Raw genomic sequence first — 22,697 nt, forward strand, 5'->3', positions numbered from 1 at the left:
TTGGTTGAGCCTGCCGAAACCACCCGCGCCGCAGCCGCAGGGAGTACCCGACGTTGCCGGCGACGCTCTGGTGGCTGAACAGCTGCCCGTCCTGGAACATCAGCGCGAAGCCGCGCCGGTGGGTCGGGACGCGGGCGAGGTCGCGGCCGTCGTACCGGATCGAGCCGGTCGCCGGACGCTCGAGCCCCGCGATCGCCCGGAGCAGCGTCGACTTGCCCGACCCGGACGGACCGAGCACGGCCGTGACCGAGCCGGCCGGCACCGTGAGGTCGACCGAGTCGACGGCCGCGACGTCGTCGAACCGCACGGTGACGTCGCGCACCTCGAGTCCGGAGCCGGGCATGGTCAGAAGGCTCCCACGGACCCGATCCGCAGCCGCTCGACGAGCAGCATCACCACGGCGGTCGCGCCGGCCAGGACGACCGAGGCGGCCATCGCCATCGCGAAGTTGACCTCACCGGGATGGCTGATCAGCTGGTAGATCACCACCGGCAGCGTCGGGTTGTCGTCACGGGCGAGGAAGCTGGTCGCCCCGAACTCGCCGAGGGACACGGCGAACGCGAAGCCGGTCGCCGCCAGCAGGGCCCGCCAGGCCACGGGCAGGTCCACGGCCAGCAGCACCCGCAGCGGCCCGGCACCGAGCGACGCGGCGGCCTCCCTCTGGCGCTCGTCGATCGAGAGCAGCACCGGCGCGACCGTGCGCACCACCAGCGGCAGGGCCACCATCGCCTGCGCGATCGGCACCAGCATCGGCGAGGCGCGCAGGTCGAGGGGCGGGTGGTCGAGCGTGATCAGGAAGCCGAAGCCCAGCGTCACCGCGGACACCCCCAGCGGGAGCATGAAGGCGCCGTCGAAGGTCGCGCTCAGCCGCCGACCCACGGGTGTGCGCCAGCGCCGCGAGACCAGGAACGCGACGGCGCACCCGAGCACGAGCGCCAGCGCGGCCGCGACGACCGCGATGCGCAGGGAGGTCCAGAGAGCGGTGGTGACGGGCACGAGCAGCGCGTTGCCCTGACCGGTGGTCTCGAGGGCGCGGTAGTGATCCAGGCTCCAGCCCGCGGATCCGTGCACCGAGGCGAGCACCAGGGAGGCCAGGGGCGCGAGCAGGAACGCCACCACGGCGCCGGTCCAGAGCAGCAGCCCGGCGTCGCGGCCGCGCGGGCGACGTGCCCGCACGGTCGCGCGCGCGACCGCGGGGGCTCGCCGGGTGCGCGCAGAGAAGGCCAGCAGCACCACGATCACGACCAGCTGGAGCAGCGACAGCGCCGCGGCTCCCGACAGGTCGAGCTCCTGGGTGGTGAGCAGGTAGATCTCGGTCTCGACGTTGGCGTAGCGCAGCCCGCCCATGGTCAGCACGACCCCGAACGCGGTGGAGCAGAAGAGGAACACGACCGTGGCCGCCGAGACGATGCCCGGCAGCAGGCCCGGGAGCGTCACGGTGGTGAAGACCCGGAACGGACCGGCGCCGAGCGTGGCCGCGGCCTCCTCGGCGCGGGGGTCCAGGCCTTCCCAGAAGGCCCCGACCGTGCGGACGACGACGCTGACGTTGAAGAACACCAGGGCAGCGACGATCGCGACCGCGGTGCCGTCGAGGTGCAGGCCACCGAGCGGACCGGACGGCGCGATCAGGTGCCGGAAGGCGACCCCGACGACCACGGTCGGCAACACGAACGGCAGGACGACCAGGCTGCGCAGCAGGCCGATGCCGGGGAAGCGCAGGCGGTGCAGCACGAACGCCACCGGCACCCCCAGCACGACCGAGAGGACGGTCGCCGCTCCGGCCGACCACACGGTGAACCAGAGCACGCGGTGCACGCGATCGCGGGCGAGCACGGACAGCACGGCCCCCGGCTGGAACTTCCCGTCGGGCCAGAGCCCGCGCCCCACCATGCCGCTGACCGGGTAGAGGAAGAAGAGCACGAGCACGGCGATCGGGACCGCGGCCAGCGCCGCGATCCCGATCCGTGCCCGGAAGGTCATCGGCGTGCGGGCGTCATCGACTGGTGACGTCGCGCCAGTCGCGCAGCCACTCGGTCCGGTGCGAGGTGATGTCGGCCGCCGAGACCTGCACCGGGTCGGGCGAGGTCGGCGCCCACTTCGCCCAGTCCGCGGGCAGGGCGACGGTCGCGTCGACCGGGTAGACGTACATGTTCTCCGGCAGCGCGGCCTGGAAGTCCTTGTGCAGCATGAAGTCGATGAACTCCTGCGCGCCCTTCGGGTTCGACGCGCCCTTCAGCACCCCGGCGTACTCGACCTGGCGGAAGCAGGTGTCGAGCAGCGCACTCGTGGTGGGCTGGTCGCTGCCCTTGGGCACCGTGAACGGCGGCGAGGACGAGTAGGAGACCACGATCGGGCGGTCGCCCTTGCCCCCGCCGGCGGTGAAGTCGACGGTGTAGGCGTCCTCCCAGCCGGCGTCGATCTTCACGCCGTTGGCCACGAGCTTCTTCCAGTAGTCCTTCCAGCCGTCGCCGTTGCGACCGATGGTGGCGACCAGGAAGGCCAGACCGGGTGAGGACGTCGTGGCCCCCGGGGTGACCAGCAGGTTCTTGTACGCCGGGTCGGTGAGGTCCGCGAACGTCTTGGGCGGGGCGACCTTCTTCTTCGCGAACCAGGTGTCGTCGATGTTCACGCAGACGTCGCCGTAGTCGATCGGCGTCAGGTAGTGCGCGTCGTTCCCCGGGAGCGCGAACTTCGCCACGGAAGCCGGCTGGTCGGCGTCGTACTTCGCGAGCACGCCCTCGTCGATCGCGCGGCTCGCGAAGGTGTTGTCGATGCCGAAGACCCCGTCGGCCAGCGGGTGGTCCTTGGTGAGCACCAGCTTGTTGGTCAGCTCGCCGGCGTCGCCGTGCTGCTGCGTCTTCACGGTGATCCCGGTCTGCTTGGTGAACTCCGCGAGCACCTCCTTCGACATCGCCCAGGAGTCGTGGGTGGCGATGACGACGGTCTTGCCGGCCTTGTCGCTGCCGGTCTTGTCGCTGGTCGTGCCGCTGCTGCCGCAGCCGGCAGCGGCGGCACCCAGCGCGAGCACGGCAAGCACGGCGATGCTGCCTTGTTTCAAGCGAGACGTACGCATGACTCTCCTTCGACTTCCTTCGCCGGTGCTAACCGGAGCAGGTTCAAGGGTCTGCGGCTGTTCCGCACTCTCAGCCCACGGCATCGCTGCCTCGGGCTCCCCTGTCGTGTGGACTCAATCTAGCCCACGGGCCGGGTCAGGCGATCGGCGCGTACTCCCGTGGACCGTCCTCGCCGCCGGTGCGCGCGAGCCGGCCCTGGAGGTGCAGCAGCTCGAGGTGGGCCAGGGTCTCGAACGCCGCGAGCACCGCGTCGAACGGACCGAGCTCCTCGCGGCGGCGCTCGTGCCGGGTCCACGGGATCTCGCCGGCGACCTCCCAGGCCGTGCGGGCACCGCCCTGCACGGCCTCCAGGCAGATCGTGAGCCGGTGGTCGTGGTGGGCGAGCAGCTCGTCGATGCGGGCGTGCGAGCTCGCGGTCACCGGTCCGTGCGCGGGCAGCAGCCGCAGGTCGGGCAGTGCCCGGACCTTCGCCAGCGAGTCGAGGAAGTCGCGCAGCGGCTGCTCGACCCACTTGGGCTCGAAGCCGATCGACGGCGTGATCGTGGGCAGCACGTGGTCGCCCGCGAAGAGCAGGCCGTTGCCCGTGTCGGCGAAGACGTAGTGGCCCTGCGTGTGGCCCGGTGTCGCCACCGCGTCGACCCGTCGGTTCCCCAGGTCGAGGGTCAGGTCGCGGTCGAGCCAGACGTCGGGCATGCCGTAGGTGTCGAGGGACGGTCGCTCGGACTTGGGCATCATCGCCCGCCAGCCCTCGGCGAGCTCGATCGCCCCGGCGAGCCGGAGCCGGTCGAGGTTCGGATCGCTCCGCACCGTCTCGTCGTACATCAGGTCCATGGAGCCCCTGTCGCCGATGCCCAGGCTGACCTGGGCGCCGACCTCGCGCCCGACGACGTACGCCTGCGTGTAGTGGTCGCGGTGCATGTGGGTGACCAGGAAGGAGCGGATGTCGGAGAGCGCGTAGCCGGCCTCCTTCATCGAGGACTCGAACAGCGACCGCGACTCCGGGATCGCCCAGCCCCCGTCGACGAGCACGAGTCCGTCGTCGGTCTCCATCACGTAGACGTTGACCGCCCGCAGCCCGTCCATCGGCAGCGGCAGGGGAATCCGGACGACGCCCGGCGCGACCGTCCAGGCGCCGGACTCCGTCCAGACGAGTCCGGAGTCGGCGCTGATCCTGGTCGCGGTCGCCCCGGGGTCCTGGCTCATGCAGTCATCATCACAGTGCGCCGACGCGGGGGCGCACGAGCCCGCGGCCGGTGACCAGGGGCAGGTCCTTCGCCAGCACCAGGCCGCCCGGCGCGTCGCACACTGCGTGCACGGCGTTGACCAGCCGCATCGCGGTGGTGACCATGCCGGAGACGTTGTGGTCGCCGTCCTCGCCGTGGTGGACGAAGTCGACGACCATCATCGGCTCGCCCTCGATCTCGACGCGGTAGCAGCCGCCACCCTGGGGCGGCTGGGGCCACTCCGGCATCTGGTCGACCGACGTGCGCGTGACGTGGTCGAGGATCACCCGCGGCACCCCGTCGACCTTGCCGACCACCTGGAAGCGCACCGCGCCCATCGTGCCGGCCGCGATGTCGACGCTGGCTGTGCTCAGGTCGACCTCGGACGGCACCCGCTCGACGACCTCCTCGAGCTCGGGGTCGAGCTCGACGTCGAGGCCGGCCGCGATGTGCCGCACGACCGGGCCCCAGGCGGTGGTCAGGATGCCGGGCTGCCAGAGCATCGCGACGTGCTCCATCGGCTTGCCGAAGCCGTAGATGTCGCGCATCACCACCGGCTGGTAGTACGTCGAGTAGTCGGCGATCTCGCTGACCCGGACCAGGTCGATCCGCTGGGACAGGCTGGTCATCGCCAGCGGCAGCACGTCGTTGGCGAAGCCGGGGTCGATGCCGTTGACGTGCAGGCTGGCCCCGTTCGCCTCGCCGGCGCGGTTGATCCGGTCGACGTAGGAGTCCATGCCGAGGCCCTCGGGGAAGGTCAGCAGGACGGGACCGCTGGAGACCACGTTGATGCCGTGCTCGACCATCACGCAGAGGTCCTCGAGCGCGTCGAAGATCCGGTCGTCGGTCATCGCCGTGTGCACGATCGCGTCGGGCTCCAGCGCGAACAGCGCGTCCCGGTCGTTCGTGGCGAGCACGCCGAGGTCGCGGTCGAGGCCGGCCAGCCGACCGGCGTCCTGACCGACCTTGTCGGGGTTGGAGACCCACAGGCCGACCAGCTCCAGGTCGGGGCGGGCGTCGATGCCCGCGATCGCGTGCCGGCCGACCGTGCCCGTCGACCAGGCGACGACCCGCTTCGTCGCCGCGGGGGCGCTCACTGCGCGTCCAGGTCGGGCAGTCGCAGGTCCAGGTTGGGGATGTCCAGGCCGCCGTCGGCCTCGATCACCTTGCCGGTGAGGTAGGCGCTGGCCGGGCTGGCCAGGTAGACGACGGCGGCAGCGATGTCCTCGACCTCGCCGACGCGCTGCATGGTCGTCTTCTCCGCCATCTCCCTCATCACCGCCTCGTCGCTGGCGACGAACTCGAGGGCACTGGTCATCACCGAGCCGACCCCGATCGCGTTCACCCGGATCAGCGGAGCGAGGTCCTTCGACGCCAGCCGGGTCCAGTGCGCGAGCGCTGCCTTCGCGGTGCCGTAGGCCAGGTAGCCGCGTCCGGAGACCCGGCCCATCACCGACGAGATGTTCACGACCGAGCCGCCCGGCCCCTCGCCCTTGAGCATCAGCGGGACAGCGGCCCGGGTGAGGGCGTGGGCGGTGCTCACGTTGAAGTGGAACGCCTCCTCCAGGTACGCCGGGTCGGTGTCGAGGAACGCGTTGGGGATCGTGCCGCCGACGTTGTTCACGACGATGTCCAGCCGCCCGAACTCGTCGAAGGCGGCCTGCGCCAGTCCGGCGGCGGCCTCGAGGTCCATCAGGTCGGCCGGGACGATGTGCGCCCGCCGGCCGGTGGCCTCGACCCGCTCCTTCACCCCCGCGAGCTGGTCGGCGTGGCGCGCGGAGATCACGACGTCGGCGCCGGCCTCGGCGAGAGCCACCGCAGAACCGGCCCCGATGCCCCTGCCTGCGCCTGTGATGACGGCAACCTGGCCGTCGACTTTGAACCGGTCAAGAATCATGGGCGAAACTGTAACCGGTTCTAGTTTTTGGCGTAAGTCCCCAGTTCGGTGCCGGGGTCAGCCGTTGCGCCGGCGGGACGCCACCACGGTGCCGCCACCGCCGAGGAGCAGGACGATGCCCGCGACCAGCAGCCAGAACGCCGGCCCGCCGGTGTTCGGCATGTGCGGGCCCCCGCCCCCAGTGGGAGCGGAGACCGAGGTGGCCCGCACGGTGACGTCGATGTGCCGCACGCAGTCGCCCACGGGCGAGCTGTTGCGCGCCGTCAGCGTGATCGTGCGGGAGTGCCTGACCTGGGGCGCGGTGAACGACGCGGAGGCGACGGCGCCGGTGCGGTGCTTCACCACGCCGTTCCACTCGAAGGTCCACGCGAACGCCGAGGACGGCAGGGAGTGGTTCTTCGCGTCGACGCCCGAGGCCATGCCCGTGGCGGTGAACCGGTCGCCGGGGTCGACCACTTGACGATCCACCGAGACCGAGCAGGTGAGGTCCGGATACGCCGACGCGGACGGCGCGGTGCCCAGGACGAGGAGCGCGGCCCCCAGCGCTGCGATGCAAAGGACTGCCAGCTTCTTCATGTGCGTTCCCCAGTTCCTGCCCGTTTGGGCGCGTCCCTCCCGAGGCGCCCGCTGCAAGGTCAACGAGCCGCGAGGGGCGTCGTTACGCACAACGGCGGGACGGAACTGCGGCATCCGGCCGACCCGGCGGCGCGGAGCGGGTGACTGCGGCGGACGGCGACGGGGTCGGCCCGGAAAAGGACTTGACCGGTAAAGAAGCGGCGCGTACTTTACCGGTAAAGCCGAAAGGAGCAGACCATGCACGACCACTACCCCGCCAGCCACCTCGCCCTCGGGGCCGCCCGGCTGGAGATGCTCAGCGCCCGCCCCGACGCGCCCGTCGTCGCGCCGCGGATCCGGCGCGTCGTCGGCGCAGGCCTCCGGGCCCGCGCGGCGGCGTCGCTGCGGCGGGTCGCCGCCGCCCTCGAGCCCGCCCCGGAGCGGGCCCCCCGCCCCGACCGTAGGCTGGGTGGACGGGTCGAGCCGTCCGCTGTCTGCCGGTGAGGCGGCGTCCATGAGGGAGGTCCTGTTGGGGAAGGTCACGCTGCAGTCGATCGCGGACAGGGTCGGCGTCAGCAGGATGACGGTCTCCAACGCGTTCTCCCGCCCCGACCAGCTCTCGGCCCAGCTCCGGGAGCGGATCCTCGCGGCCGCCGACGAGCTCGGGTACGTCGGCCCCGACCCCGCGGCCCGCGCCCTCGCGCGCGGCCGGGTCGGGTCGGTCGGGATGCTGCTGAACGGCGCGCTGAGCGAGGCGTTCGAGGACCAGGTGTCCGCGGAGTTCGTCGCCTCGGTCGCCGACGAGCTGGCCCGACGCGGCCTGGCCCTGACGGTGCTGACGCCCCCCAAGGACGAGGCCTTCGTGCCGGCCCGCGACGTGGCCATCGACGGCGCCCTGGTCTACACGTGCGAACCCCGCTCGGCGGGCGTGGAGTGGCTGAGCCGGCGCGGGTTGCCGGTCGTGGCGGTCGACCAGGACCTCGGCGACTCCGTGCCCGGCGTACGGGTCGACGACCGGGGTGGCGCCCGCCTCGCGGCCCAGCACCTCCTGGAGCTGGGTCATCGCGACATCGGGATCCTCGGCCTGGGCCTGCGCGGCGAGGACGGCACGCTGCACCACTCCGACAGCTTCCCGTCGCGCCAGCGGATGGCCGGCTGGAGCGAGACGCTCGCGGACGCCGGCGTGGAGCCGGTGGTCGCACTCGCGCCGTACGAGCCGCGCGGCGTGGCGCAGGGCGTCGCGCGCACCCTGCTCGAGACCTCCGACGTCACCGCGGTGCTGTGCTTCTCCGACGTGTTCGCGCACGGGGTCGTGCTCGCCGCCGAGGAGCTGGGCCGTACGGTGCCGGGCGACCTCTCGGTGGTCGGCTACGACGACAGCCCGCTCGCGGCTGCGAACCGCCCGCCCCTGACGACGGTGCGCCAGGACATCACCGCGAAGGGCCACCTGGCCGCCGGGATGCTCGCCGACCTGCTCGTCGGCGGGGCCGCGGAGTCACAGCTGCTGCCGGCCACCCTCGTCGTGCGCGACAGCACGGCAGCACCGCGCGCCTGAGCGATCGGCGTCAGCGCGGCGGCCTCAGGACCGCGTGCGTGCCGACGGCCCGGGCGACCACCGCCCCACCCTGGGTGATCTCGGCCTCGGTCGAGCCGATCCGGCCGCCGACCATGACGCAGCGACCGCGGCACACCAGCGTCGGACCGGGCACGGCGGCACGCACGTACTGCACGCTGAGGTGCACGTGTGGCGCGGCGGCGCCTTGCGGCACGCGGGCGTGGACCGCCCAGCCGGTGGTGGTGTCGAGCAGCGACGCGAGGAAGCCGCCGTGCACGATGCCCCCGCCGTTGCAGTGCTCGGGGCCCGGGTCCGCCTCGACCACGGCCTCCGTGTCGTCGACGCCGACGTACCGGAAGCCGAGGAGCGCCGAGAACGGTCCGGGCGTCGGGCCCTCCGCATGCGGGTCACGGGGCAGGTGACGCGGCGCGTCGGTGTCGTCGCTCGGCTCGCTCATCGGCAGACGATGTCACCCCTCAGCGCGCGTGTGTCACCGCCACGACCGTGGGCACCGACTCACCGCGTGCAACGGCGCCGTCGTAGTTCCCGATCCGCCACCACGCCAGGGCGAGGGCGATCGCGAGCAGCAGGAGCGCGAGCCCGAACGCGATCCAGATCGGGAGGGTGGTGGGGCGGTAGGCGAGGCGTCTGGGCACGGCCCGTGCCTCCTGTCGTGCTGGGAGGACGGCGGCCTTCTGCATGACCGCCGTGTCTGCTCAGGGTGCCGCACCGGACCCACCGGATCCATAGCCCGTCGGAGCCATGAGTAGCGTCCGGATGGCCGGCGAGGGGCCAGCGCTCGATTAGGGCGGGCGACTGGACCGGCGTACCGTGGCAAGCAAGGACCTGTGCAGTTTGTGTCAGCTCGACATCGATGGCCGGTCGAGAGGCGGACGCCATGACCGCGCCGCAGATCACCTCACATCCGACCCCCGAGCACCGCGGACCGCTCCGCCTGCGGATCGGCGCCAGCCCCGGCCAGGACCGGCTCGACGGCGCGTGGTGGCCGTACAGCCGGGACCTCGACGCGGAGGTGTCGGACCTGGTCCAGCACTTCCCCGCCACCCAGCCGCGGATCAGCCGGGCCCTCTACTCGCGGCCCGACTGGGACACGACACCGCGCAAGATCACGGCCGGTTCGCGGTCGATCAAGCTCGGGTCCTTCCCCGCCGACGACACCCACGTGCTGATCGTCCAGCTCAGCGACCGGACCCGGCTGACGCTGCTCGTGGTGCCGCCGGAGTTCACCGCCGCCCAGGGCGAGGAGGCACTCCTCGCGGGCAGCACCTCCGGCAACCGGCACGCGGCCACCGACCTCCTGCTCGAGGTCACCAACCAGCACGACGCCGACCCCGCCGAGCTGTGGACCGTCGCCTCCGGCTCTCAGGACCAGACATGAGCGGGAGCATCGTGACCGGCTTCGACGGGACTCGCTGGTACAACCGCGTCGTCGGCAGCTACACGGTCGCCAACTACCGGGACACCGACGTCGAGGCCGAGACCAAGGGGCGAGCCATGGCACAGCAGCGCCGCGTCGAGCACATGGTCCTCGACCGCGAAGGCACGGTCGTCCGCCAGACGCGCTACTGAGCCTTGTAGGCCAACGTCGCGCCGCGCCGGTCGATGGGTTGGTCAGCGAGCCAGGTTCTCAGCGACCCAGCTCGCCACCCGCTGGCGCGAGGTGAGGCCGAGCTTGGCGAGGATGTGGTCGACGTGGGTCTCGGCCGTTCGCTGCGAGATCACCAGGCGGCTGGCGATCTCCCGGTTGGTCAGCCCCTCGGCAAGCAGCAGGGCGATCTCTCGCTCACGCCTCGTCAGGCCGCCGGGCGTCCCGGCGGGGGGTGTGGGGGCACGCGTGGCGGCCGGTTCCGGGGTGTCCGCGTCGGTGTCGCGTCCGAGCGCGAGCGCCACGACCTGATCGAAGGAGTACGACGCACCCTGCGCGAACGCCTCGGCGTACAGCTCGGGACCGATCGCGCCGCGGACGACCTCCGCCGCGCGGGCGTCGACGGCGCTGCGCGCGTTGGTGGTGCCGACCTTGGCGCCGCTCGTGCGCCAGGCCGCCCGGGATCCACCGAGCAGCCGCGCGCTGCGCGCGTCCGGTGAGGTGAACGCGCTGCACCAGGAGAGCGCCTGCACGCCGAAGCTGATGCCGGTGAGGTCGTGCAGGGGAACGAACTGCTCGATCGACTCCCGGAGTGCGGTGGTGGCGCGACCGTAGTCGCCTTCCCCGTACCGCGCGATGCCGACGCTCCACAGGGCGTAGCCGCGCGACGACTGCGCGCCGTGGCTCTCGGCGATCTCGAGCGCCTGCTGGCTGAACTCCACGACTCTGGGGTCGCCGAGGAAGTGTCCGGCCGCGGAGAGCAGGATCAGCGTGTTGAACTCGCCGAGCGCGTTGCCGATCGCACGGTGATCAGCGAGTGCCTCCTCGAGAAGGGCGACCGCCTCGGCCATGTCGCCGCGGTAGAAGGTCGCGTGGCCGCGGCACTCCTTGATCCGCGCGCGGAGGAGGTCGTCGTCGAGCCCGGCGACGATGTCTTCGCACTCCGCCAGGGTCCGGGCGGATCTCTCGAGATCGCTGGCGAACAGGGCCAGGTAGCTGGCCGCCCACAGTGCGCGGGCACGGGCATGGGTCGGCTCGCGGGCCAGCTCGAGGGCACGGACCAGGTAGCGGTCCCCCTCGCGGAGGAACCCGGCGAACCAGAAGTTCCACAGGGGAGCGGCGATGTCGAAGGCGACCGCCGCGCTCCCGGCGTCCTCGAGGCAGAACTCCAGAGCGGCGCGCAGGTTGCCGTGCTCACGCCGCAGCCGGATGAACCAGTCGGCCTGGTGCGGCCCGAAGCCCTCGGCCTCGAACTGGGCCGCCAACGAACGGTAGTGCTCGCGGTGCCGCGTCCGGAGGCGCTGCACCTCCTCGGGACCGCCGAGCTGCTCCGCGCCGTACTGACGGACCGTCTCGAGCATCTGGTACCACGCCGTCGTGCCGGCAGTCGCCTGTTGACGGGTCACGATCGACTTGTTGACCAGGTTCGCGACCAGGTTCAGCACGTCGTCACGGGTGACGCCGTCACCGTCGCAGACCTGCTCGGCGCCCTCGAGGTCGAACCCTGCCGAGAAGACCGACAGCCGCGCCCACATCAGCTGCTCGGCCGGCGAGCACAGGTCGTAGCTCCAGGCCACCGTCGCGTCCAGCGCCCGCTGCCGGCCCGAGGAGCCCCGCTTGGCGCTGCTGAGCAGCCGGAAGCGGTCCTCGAGCCGCTCCAGGATCTGGGCCAGCGAGAGCGTCCGCAACCACACCGCAGCGAGCTCGATCGCGAGCGGCACGCCGTCGAGCCGCCGGCACAGCTCCACCACCGCTGCCCGGTTGGCGTCGGCGATCTCGAAGTCGGGCGACACCGCCGAGGCCCGGTCGAGCAACAGCTTGACCGCGTCGTAGTGGGTGGCGTCCCCGGCCTGGACCTCGTCGTCCGGCGTGGACAGCGGAGGCACCGAGAGGATCTGCTCGCCCTCGACGCCGAGGACGTGCCGACTCGTGGCCAGGATCTTGAGCTCGGGAGCGGCGGCGAGCAGCTTGCTGGCGAGGATCGCGCAGGCGTCGGCGAGGTGCTCGCAGTTGTCCAGGACCAGCAGGAGGTGCTGATCCTCGAGGTAGGCGGCCAGATCCGCAGCGGGATTGGCGGACGCTTCGCGAAGCTCCAGGGTGTTGGCGATCGTGCTCGCCACCAGCTCGGGATCCTGGAGTGCAGTGAGGTCGACGAACCAGACGCCGTCGGGGAACGTGCGTCTGACCTCGGCCGCGATGTGGAGCGCCAGCCGGGTCTTGCCGACGCCACCGAAGCCCGTCAACGTGACCATCCGACCCGCGGCCAGGAGACGGCGGGTCTCGGCCAGCTCGCGCCGTCGCCCGACGAAGCTGGTCAGCTCCGCCGGGAGCGCGCCTCGCCCTGCCCTCACCGGTTTGCCCATACCGGATCCTGTCATCGTCCGCCGAGACAGCTGCCGAGCGCTCCGGACCGCCGCGCCATCACGTCGTCCATCCGTCGTCCGTCGAGTCTACGACCCGCTGCGCCCGCCGTTCGTTGAATCCACGGTGCGTCGACTGCCGCCTGTTTCGCATCATCACGATGGGGAAAGCCCAGGTCGTGTGCGCCTACTGGCGTTGACCTGGGCTTCCGCATGGAGCCGCCTGTCGGAATCGAACCGACGACCTCTTCATGACGAGTACCGACCCGCACCTGCGAGCTGATCGGCGCGCGAAGGGCCTGCTGACCTGCTGTTACGCACTTCAGACAGTTCGCGAAGTGACCGACGACGACCGGCGAGAACCGACTAGGACGGAGCGTTTCACCGGAGTTTCACCGGAGCCCTCTCAATCCCCCCGTCCTCGCCGGTTCGACGCGTTGAAGGCCGCCCCCGCCCGACCCCCTGTGATGACGACGTCGGACTCGTCGACGTCATGGCCGGCCGCACAACGCACGACGGCGCGCACGTCCGCGCCACAGCCGTCGTGGGTCATCGTCGCTCCCGGGCCCGCCGTGTGGGTTGCCCCCCACTGCACCAACCCGAGGACCACCGGTCCCAGATCGTGTCCGGCCCGCGTGAGGACGTACTCGGATCGGGTCCGCTGGCCGGGCTCTCGGTAGGGCTGCTTCTCGAGCACCCCCGCAGCAACGAGCTCGCGGAGCCGCTGCGCAGCGACCGCTTCCGTGACGCCGACCCGCTTCCAGAGCTGGTCAAAGCGGGTCGCGCCGTAGAACGCCTCGCGGAGCAGGAGCAGCGCCGTCCGGTTACCCACCAGCTGAAGCGTGCGTTCGATCGGACATTGATCCCCCAGCGCGATGTCACCGCGACTGGCAAGCGGACCTTGCAGTTTCACAGCCATGCCTCCACAGTACGGAGTCTGGCTTGCGTTTTCCATAGCCAGTCCTCTAGTGTCTCTGACTATGGAAATCAAAAGCCAGCCGACGCTCACGATCCCGCGAACCCGGAGCGAGTTCCTCGAGCCACGCCAGTCGAGCAACGGAGTGCCGCAAGGTCGCCTTCGCTACCTCACCGGCGGGAAGGGCGCCCCACTGGTGCTGCTGCACACCGTCCGCACCCAGGCCGAGCACTTCCGCCACCTCATCCCGCTCGTCGAGGACCGCTACACCGTCTACGCCCTGGACCTTCCGGGGATGGGCTACTCGGAGATCGTTCCCGGCGCCTCCTACGAGGAGCCCGCCATGCGCGCCGCCGTCGAGGACCTCATCACCGGCCTCGACCTGCGCGACGTGACTGTGGTGGGCGAGTCGATGGGTGCCGTCCTTGCCCTCACCGCGGCGGCCGATCTTCCCGACCGCGTACGACGCGTCGTCGCGATCAACACCTACGACTACGCCGGCGGGATCGCCAGGTCCGGCCTCCTGGCTCGACTCGTCGTCACGGGCGTGCTCGCTCCCGGAGTAGGTCGGCAGATCGCGGCCGTGCAGCCCAAGCCGGTCGTGAGCGCCGTGCTCCGCGGCGGTCTCGGCGACAAGACCGCGCTCCGCCCCGACTACGTGGACGAACTGCTCGAGGTCGGCCGCCGACCCGGCTACCCGACGGTCGCTCGCGGGGTGTACCAGAACCTGCCCAGCCTCATCGCAGCCCGTGCCCGGTACACCGAGGTGAGCGCACCGATCCACCTCGTCTACGGGGAGAAGGACTGGTCCCGTCGCTCAGACCGCGAGGCGAACCGCACGCTGCTCCCGTCTGCCGATTTCACCGAGGTCGCCGGAGCCGGCCACTTCATCGCCCTGGAACGGCCGGACGTTCCGGCCGACCTGTTGAACTCGCTGGCGTGAGACACGTGGAAGGCGCTCGCTGCCGTGAGCTCGAGGTCCCGACCTGACACCAGAGCCCCGCCGCAGGTCGTTCCGGCTCGACAGTCCGGCCGGCCAAGATCCCCTGCCAGAATCTGCCCTGTGGCGCGGATGACGGCTGCGGCGTACGCCGACGAACAGGTCGCGCAGGTCCGCGGCGACCCACGGGCGCGGCTGGATCTGTTGCGCCGGCTGTACCAGGTGCCAGTCGGGGTCGACCGCGGGTACCTCCCCTACCGGCGCGCGGCAACGGCCTTCATGCGTTGGCAGCTGAGGCGTGGGCTTCTGAACCCGGAGACACATTCAGAACCGGGCAGCCGATGGTGGCGCACGTTGAACGAGTCGCTGCTGCTCGACACCAGCGAAGCGTCGGCGCTGGCCTTCGGTCTGCCCGGGGAGCCCCGAACCCCGGGTGCAGCCGCGGGGCTGGAGTTCATCGGCGCGCCCTCGGCGAGGTCGTGGTACCGCGCCCACAACACGACCATCGTGACGGCGTACCTCGCCCATGAGGACCTCGCGCGGGAGGAAGGCCTCATCGAGCGGTTCTTCATCAATCTCGTGCTCGTTCGGGTGCTCTTCGCGCACGCGATGGTCGCCGCACCCCGGCTCGCGCTCGGCGGGCTGGCATCGGCGAGTCGGCCGCTCGGTGATCCGCGACTGGGCATGACCGCCATCTTTCTGTCGCTGTCGCGCGTGCTCCCGGACCGGTATCCGCTCACCGGGGACCTGACGCGGTACGTCGAGGCCGAGCACAGCATCGGTCACCTGCTGGACGTCGGCATCATCCTGCCCCGGGCAGAGCAGCTGTACGGCTGGTCAGCGGAAGCCCTCGGTGTTCCGGAGCTCAACCGACTGATCGCCGACGGGTCGCCGCGCTACGCGTGGGGTGATGACGAACCCGACGTCTGGGATCCCGCGCCCTCCCGGCTCGCCCGAATGGCTCGTCGCCTGGTGCCTGCGTAGGCCCGCGCGGTCACGGCCGGAGATCGACCAGCGCGCCCAGGCGGACGCGGTGCCGGCCCGGCGTGCCGAGCGCGATCTGGTCGGACTTCGCGCGCTTGAGGTACAGGTGCGCGGGGTGCTCCCAGGTCATGCCGATGCCGCCATGGAGCTGCACGGCCTCCTCGGCGGCCCGCACCGCGAGGTCACTGAGGTACGCCTGGGCGATCGACGCCGCCACCGTCGCATCCGGGTCGCCCTCGGCCGAGGTCGCAGCGGCGTGGCGTGCGGCGGCTGCACCCGACTCCACGCCTGTGTACAGGTCGGCGAGCCGATGCTTGAGGGCTTGGAAACCTCCCAGCACCCGGCCGAACTGCTTGCGCACCTGGAGGTAGGCCACCGTGGTCTCGAGGCACCAGCGGGAAAGACCGAGCTGCTCGGAGGCCATCAGCGCGGCGCCCGCGTCGAGCGCCCGGCGTACGGCGGGCTCTGCGTCGACGAGCACCAGGGCCCCCGTGGCGCCGTCGAGGGTCACATCGGCGAGCTGGCGGGTCATGTCGAGACAGACCAGCGGCTTCACCGTCACCGCGGACACATCGACCGCGTACAGACCGGAGCCGGTCGCGACCAGGAGCACGTCTGCCTCGATCGCGCCGGCGACGCTCGTGACCGTGCCGGTGAGCCGATCCCCTTCGAGTCGCACTGCAGGGAGTTGCGCGTCCGGCGCGGCCGACCACGGCACCGCGAGGGCGGCCACCCGCTCGCCCGTCGCCAGCTGCTCCAGCAAGGCCGTGTCGCTGTCGAGCAGCGCGGTGGTCGCGATGACCGAGCTGGTGAGAAAGGGCACCGGCGCCGCCGTACGCCCCAGCTCCTCGAGCACGACCGCAGCCTCGCGAGCCGACGCGCCCTGGCCGCCTCGGTCCTCGGGCACCAGCAGCCCGGCGAGACCGATGTCCACCAGTGACTTCCAGAGCCCGTCCACCAGGGACCGGTCTCCGTCGTAGATCCTCGTCACGGCGTCGAGCTCGCACCGGTCGGCGAGCAGGTCACGCACGCTTGATCGCAGGTCCTCCTCGATCTCCGTGTAGAGCAGGTCGAGCTCGCTCACTTCGCGATCTCCTTCCACGGAAGGTCCTTGTCGACGCGGTGTTCGCCGGGCAGCCCGAGCACGCGCTCGGCCACGATGTTGCGGAGGATCTCCGACGTGCCGCCCTCGATGGAGTTGCCCTTGGCGCGCAAGTAGCGATAGCCGGCGTCGCGGCCGGTGAAGTCGACGTGGTCGGGCCGGACGAGCGTCCAGTCCGAGTAGTGCAGCCCCTGCTCACCCAGCAGCTCGAGCTCCAGACCCGAGAGCTCCTGCGCGATCCGGGCGAAGCTCAACTTCATCGCCGACCCTTCGGGACCGGGCTGACCGTGGGCGAGCTTCTGCCGCAGTCGGGCGCCGGTCAGCCTGGAGACCTCGGCCTCGACCCACAACCGCAGCAGCCGATCGTGCAGCTCAGGCGTGTGCAGCTCCGGACGCCTGCGCCAGGTCTGCGCCACGACGCCGATCATGCCGCCCTCACGGTCCGCACCCTTGCCGATGGAGATGCGCTCGTTGTTGAGCGTCGCGTTCGCGACCTTCCAGCCTTGGCCGACCTCACCCAGCCGTTGGCTGCCGGGGATGCGAACATCGGTCAGGAAGACCTCGTTGAACTCGGCCTCGCCGGTGATCTGTCGCAGCGGGCGTACCTCGACGCCCGGATCGGTCATGTCGCACAGGAAGTAGGTCAGCCCGAGATGCTTGGGCTCGTCCGGGTCGGTACGCGCGAGCAGGATCGCGAACCGGGCGTTCTGCGCGCCGGAGGTCCACACCTTCTGCCCGCTCACCACCCATTCGTCGCCGTCGCGCCGTGCACGGGTCGAGACATTGGCGAGGTCGGAGCCGGCGCCCGGTTCACTGAAGAGCTGGCACCAGATCTCCTCGCCGGTCCACAGCGGCCGCAGGAACCGGTTCTTCTGCTCCTCGGTTCCGAACTCCAGGATCGTCGGGGCCGCCATGCCGAGCCCGATGACGTTGTGCCCCGGCTTGTTGTCGGGGGCACCCGCCTCGACGAACAGCCTCTCCACCTCCGACTGCAGCTCCTGCGCCAGACCGAGGCCGCCACGACCGACCGGGTAGTGCACCCAGGCCAGCCCTTCGTCGTACCGAGCGCGAAGGAACTCCAGGCGATCGGTCGTCGAAGGGTCGTGCACGGCGAGGAACTCTTCGACCTTCCTCTGCAACGGCGCCGTGCTCACTCGACGCCACCCGCAAGGGTGACGCCGCCGTCGACGACGAGAGTCTGGCCGGTCATCCAGCCGGCGTCGTCGGAGAGCAGGAACGCGACCACGCTGCCAATGTCCTCCGGGACGCCGAGCCGCTTGAGCGGGTAGGCCCGGCTGACAAGGTCCTCGCGCCCTTCGTACAAGGCAGTGGCGAACGTGGTCTTCACCACGGCCGGCGCGACGCCGTTCACGCGGATGTCGGGGCCGAGCTCGACGGCGAGCAGCTCGGTGATGGAGTTGAGCATCGCCTTGGTGGCGCCGTACCAGCCTATGTTCGGCGCCGGCCGAACGCTGGTGACCGAGGAGACGTTGACGACCGCGCCGCCATGCTCCTTCATCCACGCGCGATGGACCTTCTGCACCCAGGACAGGGAGGCCAGGCAGTTCACTTCGAGAACCTTGCGCGCCGCCTCGAGGTCGAGCTCGACCATCGGGCCGTACGTCGGGTTGATGCCGGTGTTGTTGACCAGGAAGTCGATGCTGCCGAACGCCTCGAGGGCATGACGGATCGTGTCGTCCTGATGGTCGGTGTCGTCGGCCTTGCCGTCCACTCCGAGCGCGTGCGCCGGGCCACCCAGGAACTCGACCGCCTCGTCCAGTGCCTCCTTGTTGCGCGCGGTGACCACCACCCGAGCACCGTCGGCGACCAGGCGCTCGGCGATGCCCAGCCCGATGCCGCGGCTGGCTCCGGTGACGATCGCGGTCTTCCCCGTGAAGCGGCTCATGCGAGACGTTCCAGCACCATCGCCATGCCCATGCCGCCGCCGACGCACATCGACTCGACGGCGAACTGCTTGTCGTGCCACTGCAGCGAGTTGATCAGGGTGGTGGTGATCCGCGCGCCGGTCATGCCGTACGGGTGGCCGATCGCGATCGCACCGCCGTTCACGTTCACCTTCTCGAGCGGAATGCCGAGCCGCTGGGCCGAGCCGAGCGACTGCACGGCGAAGGCCTCGTTGATCTCGAACAGGTCGATGTCGTCGAGGCTCAAGCCGGCGTGACGCAGCGCGGCCGGGATTGCCTCGACCGGGCCGAGGCCCATGATCTCCGGGGAGAGGCCCGTCACCGCGGTCGACACGATGCGGGCGAGCGGGGTGAGGCCGAGCTCCTTGGCGCGCACGTCGCTCATCACGACGAGGGCGGCAGCGCCGTCGTTCAGCGGGCATGCGTTGCCCGCGGTGACGGTGCCATCGGGACGGAACACCGGCTTCAGCTGACTGACTCCCTCGAGCGTCGTGCCGGGGCGCGGGCCGTCGTCGGTCGAGACGACGGTGCCGTCCGGCAGGGTGACCGGAGTGATCTCGCGGGCCCAGAAGCCCTCCTCGATCCGCTGGCACGCGAGGTTCTGGCTGCGCACCGCGAACTCGTCCTGCTCGTGCCGCGACATGCCCAGCACCTGCACGACGTTCTCGGCGGTCTGGCCCATCGCGATGTAGAGGTCCGGCAGCGCGCCCGAGGTGCGGGGGTCGACCCAGGTGTCCGCCCCGCCGCCCGCGCGCTTGTCGGTCAACGCCTGCGCGTCGACGAAGGCCGGGTTCTGGCCCTCGGGATTGTCCGACCAGCCGTTGAAGTATCGGCTCACGGTCTCGACGCCCGCGGAGATGAACGCGTGGCCCTCCCCTGCCTTGATCGCGTGGAAGGCCATGCGCGTGGTCTGCAGGCTGCTCGAGCAGTAGCGGTTCACGGTGACACCGGGCACGTGGTCCATCCCGCTCAACACGGCGACCGCACGCCCCAGGTTGTTGCCGCCTTCACCCGCGGGGTTTCCGGTGCCGAGGATCAGGTCGGTGATCTCCGCGGGGTCCAGCCCGGGAACCCCGGCGAGCGCGGTCCGGACCATCTGCGTCGCCAGCTCGTCGGGTCGGATCTCCTTCAGCGAGCCCTTCCCGGCACGCCCGATCGGCGAGCGGGCGGCGGAGACGATGACTGCTTCGGGCATGGGTCCTCCAGGTGGGTGAGCGTTTGCAGGTTCGTTCTTTTGTGGGCGTCCCCGAGCGGGGCGCTCACGTCGGGGGTGTCAGGAGAGGGCCAGGCCGGGGAAAGCCGGCGACCGACCCTCGAGATGGCTGTCGAGCCCCTCGCGGAAGTCCGGGGAGCTGAATGCGTCGAGCATGAGCCGATCGGCGTCGCGGACCGCCTCGGCGAAGGTGCTGTCCTGGGACTGCAGCAGCTGGCTCTTGATCGTCCGCATGGAGGCCGGAGAGCAGAGGTCGGCCAGCTCTCCGGCGTAGGCGACAGCCGCGTCGAGCAGCGCCTCGGGCGCGACGACCCGATCGACCAGCCCCAGTTGAAGAGCCTCCTCACCGAGGATGACGCGTGAGGAGAGCAGGATGTCCAGGGCGCGGCTCCTACCCACCAGCCGGGGCAGCAACCAGGCGACGCCGTACTCGCCGACCAGGCCACGGCGGGAGAAGGCTGCAGTGAACTTCGCCTTGGGGACGGAGAAGCGGACGTCGCAGTACAACGCCTCGACGAGGCCGAGACCCGCGGCTGCGCCGTTGATCGCTGCGACCAGCGGTTTGCGGAACAGCAACGGACGGTGGCGGGGCGGGTCACGTCGTGCCAGCCGGGTGAGGTCTCGGCTGCCTGCGAGCTCTTGGAGGTCGTCCAGGTCAGCGCCGGCGCAGAAACCGCGGCCGGCTCCGGTCACCACGACCGCGCGTACGTCCGGATCCGACTCGGCGTGGTCAAGCAGCTCGAAGTACCTCTGCTCCACGGCGTCATTCCAGGCATTGAGCCGGTCGGGGCGGTTCAGGGTGAGGACCAGGACACTGCCCCGGCGCTCCGCGAGGACGACATCAGCCCGGGGCGGTGCTGCGGTCCCGGTCATGTCGAGCCCCTCTCTCGTCAGTTCTTGCTGGTTCCCCGGGGCACGGCGACGCCGTGCCCCGGGGTGCTCGGTCACGAGGCAGCGACCTCGTACGGGATGGGCCGGTTCTCCTTGGCCCACAGCTTCTCCATCTCCGACTCCGCGGGGGGCGGCACGAGACCCTGCGTGCGCCAGAGGTCCATCGGGGTCTCGTCGATGTGGATCTCCCAGTCGTAGCCGCGCTCCTTGATGAACGGCGCGAGCTTCTCCTCGGCCACCGTCATCATCAGAGCGCGAACCTCTGCGGTCTCCATCTGCCGGGCGATGTGGTCGAGTCGGATCCTGATGAAGTTGTTGTTCGCCTTGCCCCCGACGTACATCGTGTTCTGCGGCATGTCCTTGAACAGGACGACCACGTAGAACCGAGGCAGGTTGACGTAGTCGACGTAGATCGAGGTGATCGCCTCAGACAGCTGCTCCTTGTCCTCCTCGGTGAAGGCGTTCTCGGGGGTGAAGATCTCCCAGTACGGCATTGCGGTTCCTCCAAACTGATTGCTGGATCGGGGAATGAACGGTGATGGCGACTGATCTCGCAGAGCGGCCCTGGCCGGACACCAGAGCTCCTAGGCAAGGGCGCGCACGAAGTGCTCGCACGCAGCCTTCGACGACGCCTCGAACGCGGCCCCGGTGTACACGTCGAAGTGGCCACACCGCAGCACGACCAGCTCCTTGGGCGCACGGGCCCGTTCGTAGGCCTCGAACGCGAGCTCTGCGTACGCACTGATGTCCTGGTCAGCCACGATCATCAGCAACGGAGACGGTGAGATGCGATGGATCCCGTCACCGGGCTCGAACTCGGCGATCCGCTCGAGCGAGCGGACGGTCACCTCGTTGCGCCAGGAGGGAGCCCTGTCCTGCGCCGCCTTGGTGAAGAACTCCCAGGCCTCGGTGCTGGCCATCAGCGCAGAACCCATCGGATCGGCGTCGACGGCCGGCATCAGAGTGGGCTCCCCACCGTGGTAGAGGTTGCGTCGCTCGCCGTCGAGGTTGGCACGCATCATGGGCAGGAAGTCGGGACGAACGAGCCGCGTGATCTGGCCCGATCCGCTGATGAAGGGCACCTGGGCGACCACCGCTCGTACCCGATGGTCGACGGCAGCCACGCTGAGCACCAGGCCGCCGCCGTGGCTCGACCCCCAGATGCCGACACGGTCAGGGTCGACGTCCTCGCGCCCCGTCACATACGTGATGGCGTGGCGAAGGTCGCGAGCCTGGGTGATCGGATCGATGTCCTGGCGCGGAGCACCGTCGCTCGCGCCGAAGTTCCGGTGGTCATAGGCCAACACGTTCAGTCCGGCTCGGGAGAAGCACTCGGCGTAGTCGTCGAGGTGCATTTCCTTGACCGCTGTCAACCCGTGCACCATCACGACCACCGGGGCCGGAGAAACCACTCCTTCCGCGGGGTAGAACCACCCGCGCAAGGTCACGTCGTCCGCTGGGAATTCAACATCCACACGAGGCATGGCCGTTCCTTTCACGAGGGGGTGGTCAGGGCTGCATGTCGGCGGCGGTCGAACCCGTGTCGCGCAGCTGGATCGCACTCATGGCCGAGAACTGCAAGGTCCAGAGATTTCCGTGGCCCGGGTACTTCGCCGTCATGATGCGGACCAGGTCCTCTGCATCGGCCGCGTCCTCGTAGGCAGCCGCGAAGTCGTGGAGGTATGCCCGTGTCTCGGCGATCATGGAGTCGACGGCGTGGTCGTCGCCGTCAGGCCTGCGGTGGCCGGCGACGATCACCTTGGGCGCCAGCTTCTCCACCAGGTCCACCGTCTCGAGCCAGTCCTGCCACTCGTCGGGCGTGGACAGACCGAGCATCGGGTGGATCTCGTTGTAGACGGAGTCACCGGCCACGACGACATCGATCTCGGGGATGTGCACGATCGTGGTGGGATGGATGTCGGCCTGCTTCACCTCGATGATGTGAAGAGGCGAACCGTCGACGTAGAGCGTGTCGTCGTCGCTCGGGTCGGGGAGCGCATCACTGACGACGCAGGCGTCGCCGAACAGCATTCCCCACTGCTGACGCTGGAGCTCCATGGATTCCTTCATCGCCTCGACGACGTGAGGCAGCGCGACGCACTTCGCGTCCGGGAACCGCTCCATGAGGGGACCGATGCCCAGGTAGTGGTCGGCGTGGGCGTGGGTCACGTAGATGGTGGTGAGCCGCTTCCCGGTGCGCTCGATCAGGTCCCCCAGGTCCCGGACATCGTCCTTGAGGTACTGCGCGTCGATGAGGACGGCTTCGGTCGGACCGGTGACGAGGGTCGCGGTGGTCGGCGAGAACGTCCCACTGGGAACGTCAGGCCAGTCCCCCGCGGGAATCGCGGGCCAGCGACCGACGTACACGGTGGCTCGGATCGACGGGGCGGCTGCGGCCGGCGGGCGGATGTCGGTATCCACGACGTACCTCCAGGTTGGATGTGTGGGCGGTGAAA

The 22,697-nt window shown here is 70.4% G+C and carries 25 protein-coding genes and 1 riboswitch; of the genes, 6 read left to right on the forward strand and 19 right to left on the reverse strand.

Going from position 1 to position 22,697, the window contains the following annotated elements; genetic code table 11:
* The 7 genes from EFL26_RS24620 to EFL26_RS04430 form a co-directional block, all read right to left on the reverse strand.
* On the reverse strand, nucleotides 1–343 hold a 343-nt coding region (locus tag EFL26_RS24620), incomplete at its 3' end, for an ATP-binding cassette domain-containing protein (RefSeq protein ID WP_123221720.1).
* A 2-nt stretch (nucleotides 344–345) separates the two neighbouring features.
* Nucleotides 346–1,980 (reverse strand): ABC transporter permease, encoded by a 1,635-nt coding sequence (locus EFL26_RS04405; RefSeq protein ID WP_123221647.1) that lies wholly within the window; start codon nucleotides 1,978–1,980, stop codon nucleotides 346–348.
* Nucleotides 1,981–1,993: 13 nt separating this feature from the next.
* The gene (locus tag EFL26_RS04410) at nucleotides 1,994–3,073 is read right to left on the reverse strand and encodes a thiamine ABC transporter substrate-binding protein (protein ID WP_123221648.1); all 1,080 of its coding nucleotides are present in this window, start codon (nucleotides 3,071–3,073) and stop codon (nucleotides 1,994–1,996) included.
* A riboswitch (TPP riboswitch) is annotated at nucleotides 3,071–3,186 on the reverse strand. (Overlaps the previous gene by 3 nt.)
* 23 nt (nucleotides 3,187–3,209) lie before the next feature.
* Nucleotides 3,210–4,277, reverse strand: coding sequence for an MBL fold metallo-hydrolase (locus EFL26_RS04415; protein WP_123221649.1), 1,068 nt, complete (start codon nucleotides 4,275–4,277; stop codon nucleotides 3,210–3,212).
* 10 nt (nucleotides 4,278–4,287) lie between these two features.
* A complete protein-coding gene (locus EFL26_RS04420; RefSeq protein WP_123221650.1) occupies nucleotides 4,288–5,394 on the reverse strand; it encodes an NAD(P)H-dependent amine dehydrogenase family protein in 1,107 nt (368 codons plus the stop codon).
* Complete coding sequence (locus EFL26_RS04425; RefSeq protein ID WP_123221651.1) at nucleotides 5,391–6,194, reverse strand: SDR family oxidoreductase; 804 nt, start codon at nucleotides 6,192–6,194, stop codon at nucleotides 5,391–5,393. The genes EFL26_RS04420 and EFL26_RS04425 overlap by 4 nt, the downstream gene beginning before the upstream one ends.
* 57 nt (nucleotides 6,195–6,251) lie before the next feature.
* Nucleotides 6,252–6,770 (reverse strand): LPXTG cell wall anchor domain-containing protein, encoded by a 519-nt coding sequence (locus EFL26_RS04430; protein WP_183408022.1) that lies wholly within the window; start codon nucleotides 6,768–6,770, stop codon nucleotides 6,252–6,254.
* A gap of 237 nt (nucleotides 6,771–7,007) precedes the next feature.
* On the opposite strand from EFL26_RS04430, the gene EFL26_RS04435 reads away from it, so the two are divergent.
* The gene (locus EFL26_RS04435) at nucleotides 7,008–7,253 is read left to right on the forward strand and encodes a hypothetical protein (RefSeq protein WP_123221653.1); all 246 of its coding nucleotides are present in this window, start codon (nucleotides 7,008–7,010) and stop codon (nucleotides 7,251–7,253) included.
* 10 nt (nucleotides 7,254–7,263) lie between these two features.
* A complete protein-coding gene (locus tag EFL26_RS04440) occupies nucleotides 7,264–8,304 on the forward strand; it encodes a LacI family DNA-binding transcriptional regulator (RefSeq protein ID WP_246000005.1) in 1,041 nt (346 codons plus the stop codon).
* A gap of 10 nt (nucleotides 8,305–8,314) precedes the next feature.
* Here the strand turns inward: EFL26_RS04440 and EFL26_RS04445 are convergent, their stop codons facing one another.
* Together EFL26_RS04445 and EFL26_RS04450 are read right to left on the reverse strand one after the other, a co-directional pair.
* Nucleotides 8,315–8,761 (reverse strand): PaaI family thioesterase, encoded by a 447-nt coding sequence (locus EFL26_RS04445; protein WP_123221655.1) that lies wholly within the window; start codon nucleotides 8,759–8,761, stop codon nucleotides 8,315–8,317.
* Between the two features lie 19 nt (nucleotides 8,762–8,780).
* A complete protein-coding gene (locus tag EFL26_RS04450; RefSeq protein ID WP_123221656.1) occupies nucleotides 8,781–8,960 on the reverse strand; it encodes a hypothetical protein in 180 nt (59 codons plus the stop codon).
* Nucleotides 8,961–9,202: 242 nt separating this feature from the next.
* Between EFL26_RS04450 and EFL26_RS04455 the strand changes: the two genes are divergently transcribed.
* On the forward strand, nucleotides 9,203–9,703 hold the full coding sequence (locus EFL26_RS04455; protein ID WP_148046627.1) for a DUF5994 family protein: 501 nt from the start codon (nucleotides 9,203–9,205) through the stop codon (nucleotides 9,701–9,703).
* Nucleotides 9,700–9,894: a hypothetical protein gene (locus tag EFL26_RS04460; protein WP_123221658.1), complete on the forward strand. Its 195-nt coding sequence runs from the start codon at nucleotides 9,700–9,702 to the stop codon at nucleotides 9,892–9,894. Before EFL26_RS04455 ends, EFL26_RS04460 begins: the two co-directional genes overlap by 4 nt.
* A gap of 42 nt (nucleotides 9,895–9,936) precedes the next feature.
* Here EFL26_RS04460 and EFL26_RS04465 read toward each other — a convergent pair whose 3' ends face one another.
* A complete protein-coding gene (locus EFL26_RS04465) occupies nucleotides 9,937–12,273 on the reverse strand; it encodes an ATP-binding protein (RefSeq protein ID WP_123221659.1) in 2,337 nt (778 codons plus the stop codon).
* 403 nt (nucleotides 12,274–12,676) lie between these two features.
* On the reverse strand, nucleotides 12,677–13,189 hold the full coding sequence (locus tag EFL26_RS04470) for a winged helix-turn-helix transcriptional regulator (protein WP_123221660.1): 513 nt from the start codon (nucleotides 13,187–13,189) through the stop codon (nucleotides 12,677–12,679).
* Nucleotides 13,190–13,250: 61 nt separating this feature from the next.
* Between EFL26_RS04470 and EFL26_RS04475 the strand changes: the two genes are divergently transcribed.
* Together EFL26_RS04475 and EFL26_RS04480 are read left to right on the forward strand one after the other, a co-directional pair.
* Entirely contained in the window at nucleotides 13,251–14,129 is an 879-nt protein-coding gene (locus EFL26_RS04475; RefSeq protein ID WP_123221661.1) for an alpha/beta fold hydrolase, read from the forward strand.
* A 129-nt stretch (nucleotides 14,130–14,258) separates the two neighbouring features.
* Nucleotides 14,259–15,110, forward strand: coding sequence for a hypothetical protein (locus tag EFL26_RS04480; protein WP_123221662.1), 852 nt, complete (start codon nucleotides 14,259–14,261; stop codon nucleotides 15,108–15,110).
* A gap of 10 nt (nucleotides 15,111–15,120) precedes the next feature.
* Here EFL26_RS04480 and EFL26_RS04485 read toward each other — a convergent pair whose 3' ends face one another.
* The 8 genes from EFL26_RS04485 to EFL26_RS04520 all read right to left on the reverse strand — a co-directional run bounded on the left by EFL26_RS04485 (nucleotide 15,121) and on the right by EFL26_RS04520 (nucleotide 22,662).
* A complete protein-coding gene (locus EFL26_RS04485) occupies nucleotides 15,121–16,194 on the reverse strand; it encodes an acyl-CoA dehydrogenase family protein (RefSeq protein WP_123221663.1) in 1,074 nt (357 codons plus the stop codon).
* Nucleotides 16,191–17,321 carry an acyl-CoA dehydrogenase family protein gene (locus EFL26_RS04490; RefSeq protein WP_246000006.1) on the reverse strand — a complete coding sequence of 377 codons (1,131 nt, stop codon included), beginning with the start codon at nucleotides 17,319–17,321 and terminating at the stop codon, nucleotides 16,191–16,193. Before EFL26_RS04490 ends, EFL26_RS04485 begins: the two co-directional genes overlap by 4 nt.
* A 41-nt stretch (nucleotides 17,322–17,362) precedes the next feature.
* A complete protein-coding gene (locus EFL26_RS04495; protein WP_123221665.1) occupies nucleotides 17,363–18,118 on the reverse strand; it encodes an SDR family oxidoreductase in 756 nt (251 codons plus the stop codon).
* A complete protein-coding gene (locus tag EFL26_RS04500; RefSeq protein WP_123221666.1) occupies nucleotides 18,115–19,332 on the reverse strand; it encodes an acetyl-CoA C-acetyltransferase in 1,218 nt (405 codons plus the stop codon). The genes EFL26_RS04495 and EFL26_RS04500 overlap by 4 nt, the downstream gene beginning before the upstream one ends.
* A 78-nt stretch (nucleotides 19,333–19,410) precedes the next feature.
* Nucleotides 19,411–20,223: an enoyl-CoA hydratase-related protein gene (locus tag EFL26_RS04505; RefSeq protein WP_123221667.1), complete on the reverse strand. Its 813-nt coding sequence runs from the start codon at nucleotides 20,221–20,223 to the stop codon at nucleotides 19,411–19,413.
* 71 nt (nucleotides 20,224–20,294) lie between these two features.
* A complete protein-coding gene (locus tag EFL26_RS04510; RefSeq protein ID WP_123221668.1) occupies nucleotides 20,295–20,735 on the reverse strand; it encodes a tautomerase family protein in 441 nt (146 codons plus the stop codon).
* Between the two features lie 90 nt (nucleotides 20,736–20,825).
* On the reverse strand, nucleotides 20,826–21,725 hold the full coding sequence (locus EFL26_RS04515) for an alpha/beta hydrolase (protein ID WP_123221669.1): 900 nt from the start codon (nucleotides 21,723–21,725) through the stop codon (nucleotides 20,826–20,828).
* Nucleotides 21,726–21,750: 25 nt separating this feature from the next.
* Complete coding sequence (locus EFL26_RS04520; RefSeq protein WP_123221670.1) at nucleotides 21,751–22,662, reverse strand: MBL fold metallo-hydrolase; 912 nt, start codon at nucleotides 22,660–22,662, stop codon at nucleotides 21,751–21,753.
* Nucleotides 22,663–22,697: the final 35 nt, after the last annotated feature.

It is taken from the genome of Nocardioides pocheonensis (assembly GCF_003725535.1).
In the GTDB taxonomy this organism is placed as follows: domain Bacteria; phylum Actinomycetota; class Actinomycetes; order Propionibacteriales; family Nocardioidaceae; genus Marmoricola; species Marmoricola pocheonensis.